Here is a 12767-nt window from a genome sequence, read left to right on the forward strand (position 1 = left end):
TTCGTAGTGGCATGTGTAGGATAGGTGGTAGGCTTTGAAACCTGGGCGCCAGCTCAGGTGGAGCCACCCTTGAAATACCACCCTTATCACTATGGATGTCTAACCGCGGCCCGTTATCCGGGTCCGGGACAATGTATGGTGGGTAGTTTGACTGGGGCGGTCGCCTCCTAAAGAGTAACGGAGGCGCGCGATGGTGGGCTCAGAACGGTCGGAAATCGTTCGCTGAGTGCAATGGCATAAGCCTGCCTGACTGCGAGACTGACAAGTCGAGCAGAGACGAAAGTCGGTCATAGTGATCCGGTGGTCCCGCGTGGAAGGGCCATCGCTCAACGGATAAAAGGTACGCCGGGGATAACAGGCTGATGACCCCCAAGAGTCCATATCGACGGGGTTGTTTGGCACCTCGATGTCGACTCATCGCATCCTGGGGCTGGAGCAGGTCCCAAGGGTATGGCTGTTCGCCATTTAAAGCGGTACGTGAGTTGGGTTCAGAACGTCGTGAGACAGTTCGGTCCCTATCTGCCGTGGGTGTAGGAATATTGAAAGGATCTGTCCCTAGTACGAGAGGACCGGGATGGACGGATCTCTGGTGGACCTGTTGTGGCGCCAGCCGCATAGCAGGGTAGCTATATCCGGACGGGATAACCGCTGAAGGCATCTAAGCGGGAAACCCACCTTAAAACGAGTATTCCCTGAGAACCGTGGAAGACGACCACGTTGATAGGCCGGGTGTGGAAGAGCGGCAACGCTTGAAGCTTACCGGTACTAATAGTTCGATCGGCTTGATCGTTCTCATTCCTTATGCCCATCTCGGCGCAATCCAAAGGATTGTCGCCAGAAGTCGGATGGTCTACCAGCGCTCACGCATGAGCGGCCCTTACGGGCCTATGCTCCGCGGGGGCGCCGGACGACCGGCGACGCGCAGTCGCGCTTGCGGGCTTTGCCCGGAAGCAAACTGTGGATGTCGCTCAGGCACAAAAGACAGGTGAAGAGCATGAGCCAATAGCGAATAGGCATCCCCTACTCACTATTTGCTACTCACTATTCCCTATTCCAGCTTCTCGAACAACGTGCGTTTTGCCGACCTGGTGGTTATGGCGGAGCGGCTGCACCCGATCCCATTCCGAACTCGGCCGTGAAACGCTCCAGCGCTGATGGTACTTCGTCTCAAGACGCGGGAGAGTAGGTCGCTGCCAGGTCTGCCAAACGCACGTTGAACTCACATCCAGAACCTGGATGGAGTGAAATCTTCTCTTCACGAACAAGGCCCGCCAACGGGACAACGGGCCGCTCTAAGCGGCCCTTTCAATTTGGCGGCGCGAAGCAGGCAAACGCCCGCTTCCAAAGATCGAAGCAGAAAACACCTGCTTCCAGAGATCGAAGCAAGCTGACGCTTGCCCACAGGTGGCGCGGGGTGGAGCAGCCCGGTAGCTCGTCAGGCTCATAACCTGAAGGTCACAGGTTCAAATCCTGTCCCCGCAACCAAATACAAAACAGCCCGGCTCAACCCGGGCTGTTCTTGTATCCGGCTGATCGCGCCAGGCTGATTCGAGAACCCTCATCAGCCCAGGAAACACGCAAAGCCCACCCCACGCCATAAAAGCAAATCCTCCCCCCAACCAAACCCAATCCGCCCGCCAGCATCATATCTGACCGGAAGCCGCGCGTTCCACGACCAAGCAGACGGTGTCACCGCAGAAAGACAGATCCGGTCCCCCGGAGATAAATTCAACCAGGGAAAGCGGTCACGTCCGCAGGTGGGGTGCAAGCCGGCACCACTGCCGTTTCGATCCGAACCGGCGGGGGATTGTCCCACCGCCGGCATAGGGTCGCTCAACTCTTGATCTCGATGCGCTTTGCCTGCGCTTGCGCTTTCGCGGTCTTCGGCAGGGTCACCGTCAGCAGGCCATTCCTGAAGCGCGCTTCGACCTTGTCCTGCTCGACCTCGACGCCGAGCGGAATGCGGCGCTCGAAACGGCCGTAGTAGCGTTCGGAGAACTGGCGCTCCTTGTCCTCGCTCTCGGACCGCTTTTCGCCCTTCAGGGTCAGCACGCCGTCATCGAGCAGGACCTCGATGTCCTTCTCCTCCATGCCGGGCACCTCGGCCATGACACGGACCTCCTTTCCGCTGTCGGAGATCTCGACGCTAGGCCAGCGTCCGCCATCGGCGGCAACCGACGACAAGGACGGCAGCCCCGAGCCGAAACCACGGAAAACATCGTCGAAAAGGCGGTTCACCTCGCGGTGCAACGACATGAACGGATCACGTTCGCCATCGCGCAAAAGGCCGGGGACCTGGCCGCGTTCCCGGCCAAAAGGAATGAGATCACGTACGCTCATTGTCTTTCTCCTCTTTGCTTGCGTCTCACCACCGGACGACCGGCGTCCGGCGGTGGCAGCTTTGACCCGGAATGCCTCAGGCCGCCTGTTTCTCCACTGGGACGGACTTTTCCTTGGCTTTGGCCATGCTGGTGCCGATCTCGATCTTGCGCGGTTTCATCTCTTCGGGAATCTCGCGCTGGAGATCGACCGTCAGCAGACCGTTGACGAGGCCGGCGCCGGTCACCTTCACATGGTCGGCAAGTTCGAAGCGCCGCTCAAACGGCCGTCCGGCGATGCCGCGATGCAGGTATTCGCCATTGTCCTCTCCGGCACGCTCGCCGGCGATTACGAGCATGTTGGGCTCATGAACGATGCTCAATTCGTCTTCACTGAAGCCGGCTACCGCCATGGTGATGCGATAAGCGTCGTCACCGGTCCTGGAAATGTCGTAGGGCGGCCAATTGTCTACATTCGCCGTCCGACTGGCATTCTCCAGCAGGTCGAAAATACGGTCGAAGCCTATGCTCGACCGATAGAATGGTGAAAAGTCGAAAGCGGTTCTCATAGCCATATCCTCCTTCGCTGAGCAACATGGGTACGAGGAGTGCCAAGGATGGGCACTCCTTGACCATGCCGGCCCTTCCGGCGCCGGCGGATTCGATCTGGGAACTGAGGGGTCTGGCGTCAAGAGGCCTGATCGAAGGTCTCGCCAAAATCCGGCGGCCCTTGACGCCGCCTGGACCGATGACCATCTCGATCGCGGATGGACGGTCGCCGATGATTCCATCCGATTGCTTACTCGCAAAAAGACGTCAAAAAACGGAGGAAGTGATGAACGATATTCGGTTCCCTCAGCCGATTACGCTCGAATTCTCGAATGCGCCCCGCAAGATCGCCAGCAGCTTCGAGGCTCTGGAATGCCTGGATCAACAATGGCCGAAATGGGCGCGTGGCCCAAGCTGGCGTGCCGCCGACCGTGCGTGCCGCGATGCGCTGGATGGCTGGCGCAGCGGGCGTGCTGCCTACAAAGCTTTCTTGAAGGCGGCCAAGCGAGCCGGCCTGACCAGAGGCCGCCCTCCTTCGCTTCGCCAACCCCGCTCTGCGAGGATGCCAGGGGCGGTCCGGCCAATGGCTGTCGGAGCAGGATGACATGGATTTCACCACTTATCCTGCTCGGAAGCTCTGACTTTAGGTATGCTCGATCGGGCCTTTGAGCGCGCCGCGTCGCAGGCGACGCGCTTCAGGTTTTTTTGATCCGCTCAATGCAATCCGGTCAATGGATGGCAACGATGTCGTCAACGGCGCGCCTTTCGGACGGTGTGATCAGGCGATGATGGGCGACGCGCACGGAGTGCAGCGCGCCCTCCAATTCGCTTTCCCAATAGCCAAGGAAGCCCTTCAGCTCCGGGAACTCGGGAGCGAGGTCGTATTCCTGCCAGACATAGAGCTGCAGCAGGTTGGGGTAGTCGGGCATATGATAGTGAATCTCGGCCGTGGTCAGGCCGTAGCCATCCATCTGAAGGCGGAATTCTCTGCTGACGGCAGTCACCATATGCTTCTCCTTTCGTTTATGAGATCACGCATGCATCCTGGCGAAGTCGTGGCGGAATTCGTCCGGCGTCGACCGGGACGCCGACGCGTCGATGTCGAGCTTGCACAGGGCCTCCATGATCTGGTCGAAGGAAACCGGCCGCTCGACTCCCTGCGGCAGGCGCAGTTCCGGCATCGACTCCACCGCGCAGGCGTCCGAGGCCCAAGACGACAGGATCGCCCGCTTTTCCCAAAGGTCGAGCGCGTCGTCTGCCAACACCTCGTTGGGATGTTTGAAGTGCCTGGCCGGCGAAAGCAGCCGGTCAAGCGGATGTCGGGCATGTCGGTCAGAGAAGGCATGATCGGCGAAAGTTTCTGTCGGTCCATTGTTGTGCTCCGTTCGCAAAACTCCTCGATAGCGTCCAGGTTCCGGCTGCGCTTCGGCAGCGCGGGCCAAAATAATTTTGTTGGCTGTTTTCCAAAATTCAAGCGATCAAATCGTCGGCCTGGTCAGAATTTCCTCATGATAACAGTGTGTTGGCACTCTCATGTAGCGAGTGCTAAAATTTTTGCGCGGACCTCTTGAAAGCGGAAAGCTGCAAAACTCGCTCGATATGCGCGCGCGATGCTGAACAAGGTCGCGGCACCCCGAGCCGGCCGATATTGCCGGTCCGGCGCGGAGGAACCTCAAACTGTTTGTCCTTGAAGGAGAACGACATGACGTTTCGCCCGTTGCATGACCGTATCCTGGTCCGCCGCATCGAAGCCGAGGAAAAGACGGCCGGCGGCATCATCATTCCCGATACAGCCAAGGAAAAGCCGCAGGAAGGCGAGGTGATCGCCGCCGGCCCTGGCGCGCGCAACGAAGCCGGGCAGCTTCAGCCGCTCGACGTCAAGGTGGGTGACCGCATCCTGTTCGGCAAATGGTCCGGCACCGAGATCAAGCTCGGCGGCGAAGACCTTATCATCATGAAGGAAAGCGACGTGATGGGTGTGATCGAGCAGACAGCAACGATGAAGAAGGCCGCCTGACGGCTTCTTGCGAGGTTACCAGTCAACGAAAGCTGCCTAAATCGAAGGAGTGATCCAATGGCTGCCAAGGAAGTGAAATTCCATACCGAAGCCCGCGAGAAAATGCTGCGCGGCGTCGACATTCTGGCCAATGCGGTGAAGGTGACGCTCGGTCCCAAGGGCCGCAATGTCGTTATCGACAAGTCCTTCGGCGCGCCGCGCATTACCAAGGATGGTGTGACGGTGGCCAAGGAAATCGAGCTGGAAGACAAGTTCGAGAACATGGGCGCACAGATGGTGCGCGAGGTGGCGTCGAAAACCAGCGACTTGGCTGGCGACGGCACCACAACCGCGACGGTTCTGGCCCAAGCCATCGTAAAGGAAGGCGCCAAGGCCGTGGCATCGGGCATGAATCCGATGGATTTGAAGCGCGGCATCGACAAGGCCGTGGAGGCGGTCGTCGCCGAACTGAAGGCCAATGCCCGCAAGGTGACGAAGAACGACGAGATCGCCCAGGTCGGCACCATCTCGGCCAATGGCGATGCCGAGATCGGCCGCTTCCTCGCCGAGGCGATGGAGAAGGTCGGCAATGAAGGTGTCATCACGGTGGAGGAGGCCAAGACCGCCGAGACCGAACTCGAGGTGGTCGAGGGCATGCAGTTCGACCGCGGCTATCTCAGCCCGTACTTCATCACCAACCAGGACAAGATGCGCGTCGAGCTCGAAGAGCCTTATGTGCTGATCCACGAGAAGAAACTGTCCAACCTGCAAGCCATGCTCCCCGTTCTCGAGGCCGTCGTACAGTCGGGCAAGCCTTTGCTGATCATTGCCGAGGATGTGGAAGGGGAGGCGCTCGCCACGCTGGTTGTCAACAAATTGCGCGGCGGCCTGAAGGTCGCGGCCGTCAAGGCGCCTGGCTTCGGCGATCGCCGCAAGGCGATGCTGGAGGATATCGCCATCCTCACCGGCGGCACGGCGATCAGCGAGGATCTCGGCATCAAGCTCGAGAACGTCACGCTGCAGATGCTGGGCCGCGCCAAGAGAGTGGTGATCGAAAAAGAAAATACCACCATCATCGACGGCGTTGGCCGCAAGGAAGAGATCCAGGGCCGTATCGCCCAGATCAAAGCCCAGATCGAGGAGACCACCTCCGACTATGACCGCGAGAAATTGCAGGAGCGGCTGGCGAAGCTCGCCGGCGGCGTCGCCGTCATCCGCGTCGGCGGTTCGACGGAAGTCGAGGTGAAGGAGCGCAAGGACCGTGTCGACGACGCGCTGCATGCGACCCGTGCGGCGGTCGAGGAAGGCGTGCTCCCCGGTGGCGGCGTCGCGCTGCTTCGGGCCGCCAAGGCGCTTGATGGCTTGGTGATCGACAATGCCGACCAGAGGACCGGCGTGGAGATCGTGCGGCGCGCAATCGAGACCCCGGTGCGCCAGATCGCGGAGAATGCCGGCGCCGAGGGCTCGATCATCGTCGGCAAGCTGCGCGAGAAGAGCGAGTTCGGCTGGGGCTGGAACGCCCAGACCAACGAGTTCGGCGATCTCTACGGCCAAGGCGTCATCGATCCGGCAAAGGTCGTACGCGCCGCGCTTCAGGATGCCGCTTCCGTCGCCGGCCTGCTGGTCACCACCGAGGCGATGGTGGCCGAGAAGCCAAAGAAGGAAGCCGCCGCCCCTGCCATGCCCGCCGGCGCGGGCATGGACTTCTAGGACGATGGGAGACTGCCCGCTCCCCTCGAATGGGAGCGGGCGCTTCCTAGGAAAGTTTGGAGAGAGACCAATATGACCGGCATCGGTTCCGTTCCGGCGCCCACGCATCCGGCAAACGAATTTCTCGCCTACGAGGCAGAATGCAGGAGCGTGCTGGGACCATTGCTGACGGGCGTCCTCGACATGGCGGAGTCCGCGGGCTGGAGCCGCCGTACCGCGGCCTCGACGCTGATGTTTCTGGCGGCTCAGCATGTGTCGACAGCTTCGGAAGGCTCCGGCGGCTGAATCCAGGGGTGGAGGACGCCGTGGTCGGAGCAATTCGCGGAACGCCGTGGTGGACGGATGTCCGGTTGGGAAGAGGACCGACATGATCGCGGGCCAATTGCGTGAATGCCTGAAAACGTTGAGGTGGAAAGCGGCAGACCTCGTCGACGAGCTTGGTTGCCCGCAAAGCCAGGTCGCCGCCTGGCTCGATGGGCGGACGCTCCCGCCGCTTTCCGTCGTTGCCTGGCTCGAGGCGCTCGCCAGGGCGCACAGGGCGCTGCCGGCGCCGGGCTGGGGCTCGCCAATGGTCAAGCCAAGTCCGGTCGAGGCGGCCGAGATCAGGCTCGCGGCTGGTGAAAATCCGACGACGCCGGCGCACCCGCCTTATCCGCGCCGACCTGTCATCGCGCACCAGGCTGCCCGACATGCTTCGGTTCGTTTGCCGTCGAATGGAGGTTTAAATCATGGCACAGATGCGCTTTGAAGAACCCGTGACGATCCTGGTCGGAATGGGGCTTCCGGTGACGATCGAGACTGCGATGGAAGCTTATGCCGTGCTGCAGGACTGGCCCGTTGTCAGCCGGAACGGCGCCCATGCCGTCGCCCTCAACGCTTGCAAAGCCGGTATCGCCGGCGAGATCGATGCGGAAACCGTGCGGGCGACCTTGATCGCCTTCGCGCGCCGCAATGACATTCTGGTGCCGAATATGATCTCGCCTGCGAGTACGGCGCCTGGCGGCCGCACTGTGCGAACGGATTGAGGATCTGTTCGCCACTTATCGGTGGGCGCCCCGGCGACCACGGTCACGCCCGCAGCGCTTCACCGTCGGCTATTGACCGGACAGGCCTGGCCAGCTCGAAAACGAAACCGCTTTCGAGTTGGCGGGTCTGACTGCTTCCTGTCATCGACGCTCTAAACGCCGCCCGGCATCATCGCTCGCAGCCACGCGATGATGGCATCGAAGTCGATCGGCTTCGTCGTGTCGACGTCGAAGAGCGGGCCGCGCCGCAGCGGTTCGGCGCGCCCAGCGAGTTCGATCAGTTCGGGGATATAGGCCGCGCCTGGATGGCCGGCGGGACGCTGGTCGAGCCGGGCGGCGTAACGCTCGGCCAAAACTTCGCCAGGCGCGTGGCACCAGATTTCAAAGGTCTGTTCGACACCGGCATTCCTGAGATGATCCTCGAGCAGCTCGCGCGGCTGGAAACCGAACCAGGCGTCGACGATGAATGTGGAGCCCGCTGGGGCTTCGCCGACGACTGACCAGATCGCCTGATAGCTGGCGCGGCCGAGCGTGCGGTTGAATGCGCGGTCGCCGCCGCCGAGCACCTCGAGAAACGGATTCTTGATCGTATCGAGCGCAAGCAACGGCCATCCCGTGCGGTCGGCTATGCCGCGCGAGACCGTGCTCTTGCCGCTGGCCGGGATGCCGTTGACCAGCACGGCGCGCCTGGCGCCCCCGGTTTGGACGAAAGACCGGCCCAAAATCGGCGCGGTCGCCATGTCCGTTCCGGCCAGCGCCTGCAATCCAGCGCCGATCACGCCGGCCTCGTCGCCGAGCTGCGCCGGCTCGACCTGGCATTGATACCACGGCGCCAGGGCCGGCGCACGGCCGAGCGCCTTGTGTGCCGCCCGGCCAAGGCCGCCGCCGAGCAGGACGAGATCGGGGTCGAACAGGGCGACGCTGGTATCGATGGCGGCACGCAAGGGCGTTGCCCAGGCTTCCAGTATAGCGCGCGCGTGGATGTCTCCGGCGGCGTCGCGGGAAAAGAGCTGGTCGACCGAAAGGTCGGGACGCAAGCCGGCCCGCGCAATGTGACGGCCGAGCGCCGTGCCCGAACTGGTGGTCTCGACACAGCCGCGCCGGCCGCAGGCGCATGTCTCGCCATTGACGTCGACGGTGATGTGGCCGAGCTGCCCGGCCGTTGCCCGGCCACGCAAGATCCGCCGATCTTGAGCGACGGCGCCGCCAATGCCGGTGCCGATGGTGAACATGGCGATGTCGTCGTGGCCCCGGCCGGCGCCGAGCGCCATCTCCGCGACCAGTGCCATGTTGCAGTCATTGTCGATGACGACGGGCTTGCCGGCCATGTCCTCCAGGCGCTGCGCCAGCGAGACGGAGGCCAGATTGACGTAGCCGCCGGACAGGACCGCGCGGCGATGCGCGTCGACGCGGCCGGGAACACCGATGCCGATGGCTGAAACCTCAGATGTATCGAGCCGGCGCACCATCCCGGCGATCCGCGAGAGCACAAGCTGCGGGTCTGGCGCGCTCTTTTCGGACAGGCGTTCGAGGATTTCGCCGGTGCCCGAAATGCGGGCGGCCCGCAGATTGGTACCGCCTATATCTATCCCTATGCTGAGAGGCATGACGTCCTGCACGTGCCGGTGATCCAACGCGGATATCAGGCGGCGGCCTTGCGCCGGTGATGCCCGATTACCGCCTGGATCTCACGCAATCGCGGCACCGCGATGGTCTTAAGCCTTTCGCGCTGAATGTCACGATCGAGCGAGATGCAGTCCTTCCACAGCGAGCGGCCGGCGATTACGCCGGAGGCGCCGTTCTGCATGGCAATCTCGACCTGACCTAGGAAGGTGGCGTGGTTGACGCCGGCCGAAAGCACCGCCCACGGCACCTCGCCGGCCATTCTCGTGATGTTGGCACAGGCTTCCGGCGTTCCGGGATATGGAAGCTTCAGCACCTTTGCCCCGCACTCCAGCGAGATCCTTGTGCCTTCCTCGACAAGCCACGGGGTCTTCGCCGCATAATCTTGCGGGCTTTCGCCTTCGAGCTGATAAGTCAGGAATTCGACGACGAGCAGCAAGTCTTCCTGCCCGAAATCGGCGATGCATTGGCGCAGGATGGCAATGTTGTGCTCATTGGCTTCGGGCTTGTCGGCCCGCAGATACACCATGATCTTGCCGCCCGTACCGCCCAGCTCGCGCACGCGGCGCGCATCGATGCCGGGGACAAGGCGCGACAGGCGATAGCCCTCGGGCGAGACGTCGAAACCCGAGGCGTCGAGGCCGATAAGCAGTGCGGTATCGCGGTTCAGCACGCCCTCCTCGACGACCCGCGGCACCGCGCAGAGCGGGTCGAGCAGCACGCAGGACGCGGCACTTGCAAGGTAGCGCGTGATGTCGGCCTTGGTGTCGCCGAGCATGTCGTTGGTGATCCTGGCCTGTTCGGCCGGATCCGCCGCCAGCAAGGTGCGCATGCCGCCGCGCTGGTCGCAGGCGATGGCCACCATGGCCCCGTCCCTGCCGCATATCTGCTGATAGCCGCGCAGCTCCGCGGTGGTCATCTTTGTCATGGTCTCTGTCCGATGTTGGCGCTCTCTGGCCGAGGGCGCGGATCCCGTGGAAACAAGAATGTTCAGTTTGCCTGCCTGCCGGCAGGGGAGAATTGCCGTCTTGATGCGCCGTCGATTGCCCGGAAAAGCACACCTTGCAGGCGCCTGGGCAGGACGGCCTCAAGTTGCGAGTTCGCCGGATTTGCGCGATAACTCCCATCGGCGTATACGTGTGTAACACGTTGCTGAAAGGAATTGCAAGCTGGCTGCCCCTCCCATTCAGGATGCGACCGCATCGCGCACGATGCTGCACACGGTCGCCAAACTGCATTACGAGGCGGAGATGTCGCAGGTCGACATCGCGCGGCAGCTCGGCGTCTCCACCGCGACCATATCGCGCCTCTTGCAGCGGGCGCGGGCGGAAGGGATCGTCCGTATCGAGGTTCTCGATCTGGCGACACCGGAGGAGATCACCAGACAGCTGATCGATAGGCTGGGTCTCCGTGACGCTGCGGTGGTCGAAACGCCGGCCGCAGGCGCACTGACGGCGCTGGCCGGTCCGCTCGGCGGCTTGCTCAAGCAGGCACAATTGGTGGCCGGCTCCGTGGTCGCCATCGGCTGGGGGCGCGCGGTGCGCGAGGTGATCCGCGCCGGCTTGCCGCGCCTTCCGGGCGTGCTGACCGTTGCCGCCACCGGCGGCATGCAGCAGCACGCGGCGCATTTTCAGGTCAACGAATTCGTCCGCCTCGCCGCCGAGGAGTTCGGCGGCACGCCGCACTTCATTCATGCCCCCTATCTGCCTTCCAGCGAATTGCGTGAGGTCTTCCTTGGTGATGCCGCCATCAGCGATGCCGTCGCGCTGTGGGACAGGACCGATGTCGCGATCGTCGGCATCGGCCTGCCGCATGCTATCAATGCACCCGAGGCGAGCGCAGCCACGCCGAGCGAGCAGGCACTGGTCCATGCGGCCGGCGATGTCCTTCGGCACTATTTCGATGCCGATGGCGCGCTGATCGCCTGGGAAGGAGAGGGCCGGATGATTGCCATGTCGCCGGCGCAGCTCCGCGCCGTACCGCTGGTGATCGGTGTCGCGGCGTCACCGGAAAAGGCGACGGCCATCATCGGCGCCGCTCGCGCCCGGCTGATCAACACCGTGATAACGGATACGAAGACGGCACAAGCCATCCTCGCTGCCCTGCCGCCGCGATAGTGCCCGCCCAACGCGCCACCGCCGCCTTCCAATTGGCGAGGGCGATTTTACGAAATCGGTTGTGCCGCCGAGAAGTCGAGGCAATAGTTCGCCGGGACTTTGTGGAGCAGTCGGATGTTGCGTGAAAAATCCGGCGTTGCGACCCGGGAAACCGAGTTGCAATTTATTTCTGCAAAGTGTTACAAGTTTGTGAGCTTGGCATGCGATGCATGCCGGGTGCTGTGGCTCTCTGACCTCGCGGAGGGCGAGGAAGCGACCACGGCTATCGTATCGGTCGGCTGGACCGGCTGACATATCGACTGGAGGGCGCTTGGGAGGAGCTGCCCGCGAAAAGCAAACAGGCGTTCCCGGCCGTCTTGTCCCAAGCGGATGACGGCCATTCGATGTCACTTGCAACGGCAGATCTGCCAACACAATGAGGAGGATGTCATGAAGAAGATCGTTGCCGCGCTCGCGGCTCTCGCCGTCAGCGCGTCGGTGCTTATCGCGCCCGCGCAGGCGCAAGACAAGAAATATACCATCGCGCTCGTTCCGGGCCTGACCACCGACGGTTTCTACATCACCATGCGCAAGGGTGCCCAGGCCGCAGCCGACGCGCTTGGCGTGAACCTGGTCTTCCAGGGCGCTCCTGAGTTCAATCCGGTCACCCAGGTGCCGGTGCTCGACGCGGTCATCGCCAAGAAGCCGGACGCGATCCTGATCGCGCCGACCGACAAGGTCCAGTTGGTGGAGCCGCTGCGCAAGGCCAATGACGCAGGCATTCCGGTCATCACCGTGGATACCTTCATCGGCACCGGCGCCTATCAGACCGGCGCGGGTGACGCCGATTTCCCCCTGGCCTACATCGCCTCGGACAATGTGCTGGGCGGCGAGATCGCGGCGCGGGCGCTTGCCAAGGCCGTCGGCGACAAGGGCAAGGTCTATGTCTCCAACGTCAAGCCCGGCATCTCGACCACCGACCAGCGCGAGGAAGGCTTCAAGAAGGAGATGGCCAACCATCCCGGCATCACCGTTCTCGAGACCCAGTTCAATGATGACGATGCCAACAAGGCGGCCTCGCAGCTGCAGGCGGTGTTCGCGCGCAACCCCGACCTCGTCGGCGTGTTCGGCGCCAATCTGTTCTCGGCGCTGGGCGCCGCCAATGGCGTCAAGCAGGCAGGGCAGACGGGCACCGTCAAAGTGGTTGCCTTCGATGCTCCGACCAGCATCGTCGACAACATCAACACCGGGCTTGTGGATGTGGCGATCGCCCAGCATCCCGCGGAGATCGGCTACTTCGGCGTCGTCTCGGCCTATGCCCACCTGACCGGCCAGTCCATCCCGGTCACGATCGGCACCGGCTTCACGATCATGGACAAGTCCAACATCGGCGATCCGAACATCTCGAAGTATCTCTACTCCGAGTAAGTCCGGACCAACTTGGCTCTTC

Annotated in this window: 15 protein-coding genes, 1 tRNA gene and 2 rRNA genes (1 of these 18 only partly in view); 12 read left to right on the top strand and 6 right to left on the bottom strand. The window is 62.6% G+C overall.

Translation table 11 applies throughout. The features are described from left to right. The 3 genes from LB551_RS10255 to LB551_RS10265 form a co-directional block, all read left to right on the top strand. A 23S ribosomal RNA gene (locus tag LB551_RS10255) occupies nucleotides 1-790 on the top strand; it begins 2035 nt to the left of the window's first position. A gap of 294 nt (nucleotides 791-1084) precedes the next feature. After that, nucleotides 1085-1199: ribosomal RNA gene (gene rrf / locus LB551_RS10260) — 5S ribosomal RNA — on the top strand. Nucleotides 1200-1408: 209 nt separating this feature from the next. Beyond that, a tRNA-Met gene (locus tag LB551_RS10265) sits at nucleotides 1409-1485 on the top strand. Between the two features lie 348 nt (nucleotides 1486-1833). Here LB551_RS10265 and LB551_RS10270 read toward each other — a convergent pair. Both LB551_RS10270 and LB551_RS10275 read right to left on the bottom strand, forming a co-directional pair. Continuing rightward, the gene (locus LB551_RS10270) at nucleotides 1834-2340 is read right to left on the bottom strand and encodes an Hsp20/alpha crystallin family protein (RefSeq protein ID WP_224659088.1); all 507 of its coding nucleotides are present in this window, start codon (nucleotides 2338-2340) and stop codon (nucleotides 1834-1836) included. Nucleotides 2341-2416: 76 nt separating this feature from the next. After that, nucleotides 2417-2887, bottom strand: coding sequence for an Hsp20 family protein (locus LB551_RS10275; RefSeq protein ID WP_224659089.1), 471 nt, complete (start codon nucleotides 2885-2887; stop codon nucleotides 2417-2419). Between the two features lie 65 nt (nucleotides 2888-2952). Here LB551_RS10275 and LB551_RS10280 point away from each other — a divergent pair, with 65 nt between their 5' ends. After that, nucleotides 2953-3471, top strand: a complete 519-nt coding sequence (locus tag LB551_RS10280; protein ID WP_224659351.1) for a DUF982 domain-containing protein — start codon at nucleotides 2953-2955, stop codon at nucleotides 3469-3471. A gap of 124 nt (nucleotides 3472-3595) precedes the next feature. Here the strand turns inward: LB551_RS10280 and LB551_RS10285 are convergent, their stop codons facing one another. Both LB551_RS10285 and LB551_RS10290 read right to left on the bottom strand, forming a co-directional pair. Further along, nucleotides 3596-3874, bottom strand: coding sequence for an usg protein (locus LB551_RS10285; protein WP_224659090.1), 279 nt, complete (start codon nucleotides 3872-3874; stop codon nucleotides 3596-3598). Nucleotides 3875-3898: 24 nt separating this feature from the next. Then, complete coding sequence (locus LB551_RS10290; RefSeq protein ID WP_318012723.1) at nucleotides 3899-4129, bottom strand: hypothetical protein; 231 nt, start codon at nucleotides 4127-4129, stop codon at nucleotides 3899-3901. 440 nt (nucleotides 4130-4569) lie between these two features. On the opposite strand from LB551_RS10290, the gene LB551_RS10295 reads away from it, so the two are divergent. From LB551_RS10295 to LB551_RS10315, 5 genes are all read left to right on the top strand, one after another. Next, entirely contained in the window at nucleotides 4570-4884 is a 315-nt protein-coding gene (locus LB551_RS10295) for a co-chaperone GroES (RefSeq protein ID WP_140549409.1), read from the top strand. A gap of 57 nt (nucleotides 4885-4941) precedes the next feature. Next, on the top strand, nucleotides 4942-6573 hold the full coding sequence (groL, locus tag LB551_RS10300) for a chaperonin GroEL (RefSeq protein WP_224629698.1): 1632 nt from the start codon (nucleotides 4942-4944) through the stop codon (nucleotides 6571-6573). 72 nt (nucleotides 6574-6645) lie between these two features. Continuing rightward, nucleotides 6646-6858 carry a hypothetical protein gene (locus LB551_RS10305; RefSeq protein WP_224659091.1) on the top strand — a complete coding sequence of 71 codons (213 nt, stop codon included), beginning with the start codon at nucleotides 6646-6648 and terminating at the stop codon, nucleotides 6856-6858. Nucleotides 6859-6940: 82 nt separating this feature from the next. Then, nucleotides 6941-7321: a helix-turn-helix domain-containing protein gene (locus LB551_RS10310; protein ID WP_224659092.1), complete on the top strand. Its 381-nt coding sequence runs from the start codon at nucleotides 6941-6943 to the stop codon at nucleotides 7319-7321. Further along, entirely contained in the window at nucleotides 7302-7598 is a 297-nt protein-coding gene (locus tag LB551_RS10315; RefSeq protein WP_224659093.1) for a DUF982 domain-containing protein, read from the top strand. Before LB551_RS10310 ends, LB551_RS10315 begins: the two co-directional genes overlap by 20 nt. 152 nt (nucleotides 7599-7750) lie before the next feature. Here LB551_RS10315 and LB551_RS10320 read toward each other — a convergent pair whose 3' ends face one another. Next, a complete protein-coding gene (locus LB551_RS10320) occupies nucleotides 7751-9205 on the bottom strand; it encodes an ROK family protein (RefSeq protein ID WP_224659094.1) in 1455 nt (484 codons plus the stop codon). Between the two features lie 35 nt (nucleotides 9206-9240). Further along, nucleotides 9241-10149: a tagatose-bisphosphate aldolase gene (locus LB551_RS10325; RefSeq protein ID WP_224659095.1), complete on the bottom strand. Its 909-nt coding sequence runs from the start codon at nucleotides 10147-10149 to the stop codon at nucleotides 9241-9243. 283 nt (nucleotides 10150-10432) lie between these two features. On the opposite strand from LB551_RS10325, the gene LB551_RS10330 reads away from it, so the two are divergent. The 3 genes from LB551_RS10330 (at nucleotide 10433) to LB551_RS10340 (ending at nucleotide 12745) form a co-directional block, all read left to right on the top strand. Further along, nucleotides 10433-11338: a sugar-binding transcriptional regulator gene (locus LB551_RS10330; protein ID WP_224659096.1), complete on the top strand. Its 906-nt coding sequence runs from the start codon at nucleotides 10433-10435 to the stop codon at nucleotides 11336-11338. 114 nt (nucleotides 11339-11452) lie between these two features. Beyond that, complete coding sequence (locus tag LB551_RS10335) at nucleotides 11453-11629, top strand: hypothetical protein (protein WP_224659097.1); 177 nt, start codon at nucleotides 11453-11455, stop codon at nucleotides 11627-11629. A gap of 138 nt (nucleotides 11630-11767) precedes the next feature. Further along, nucleotides 11768-12745: an ABC transporter substrate-binding protein gene (locus LB551_RS10340; protein ID WP_224629683.1), complete on the top strand. Its 978-nt coding sequence runs from the start codon at nucleotides 11768-11770 to the stop codon at nucleotides 12743-12745. Nucleotides 12746-12767: the final 22 nt, after the last annotated feature.

It is taken from the genome of Mesorhizobium sp. BR1-1-2 (assembly GCF_020165435.1).
GTDB lineage: Bacteria > Pseudomonadota > Alphaproteobacteria > Rhizobiales > Rhizobiaceae > Mesorhizobium.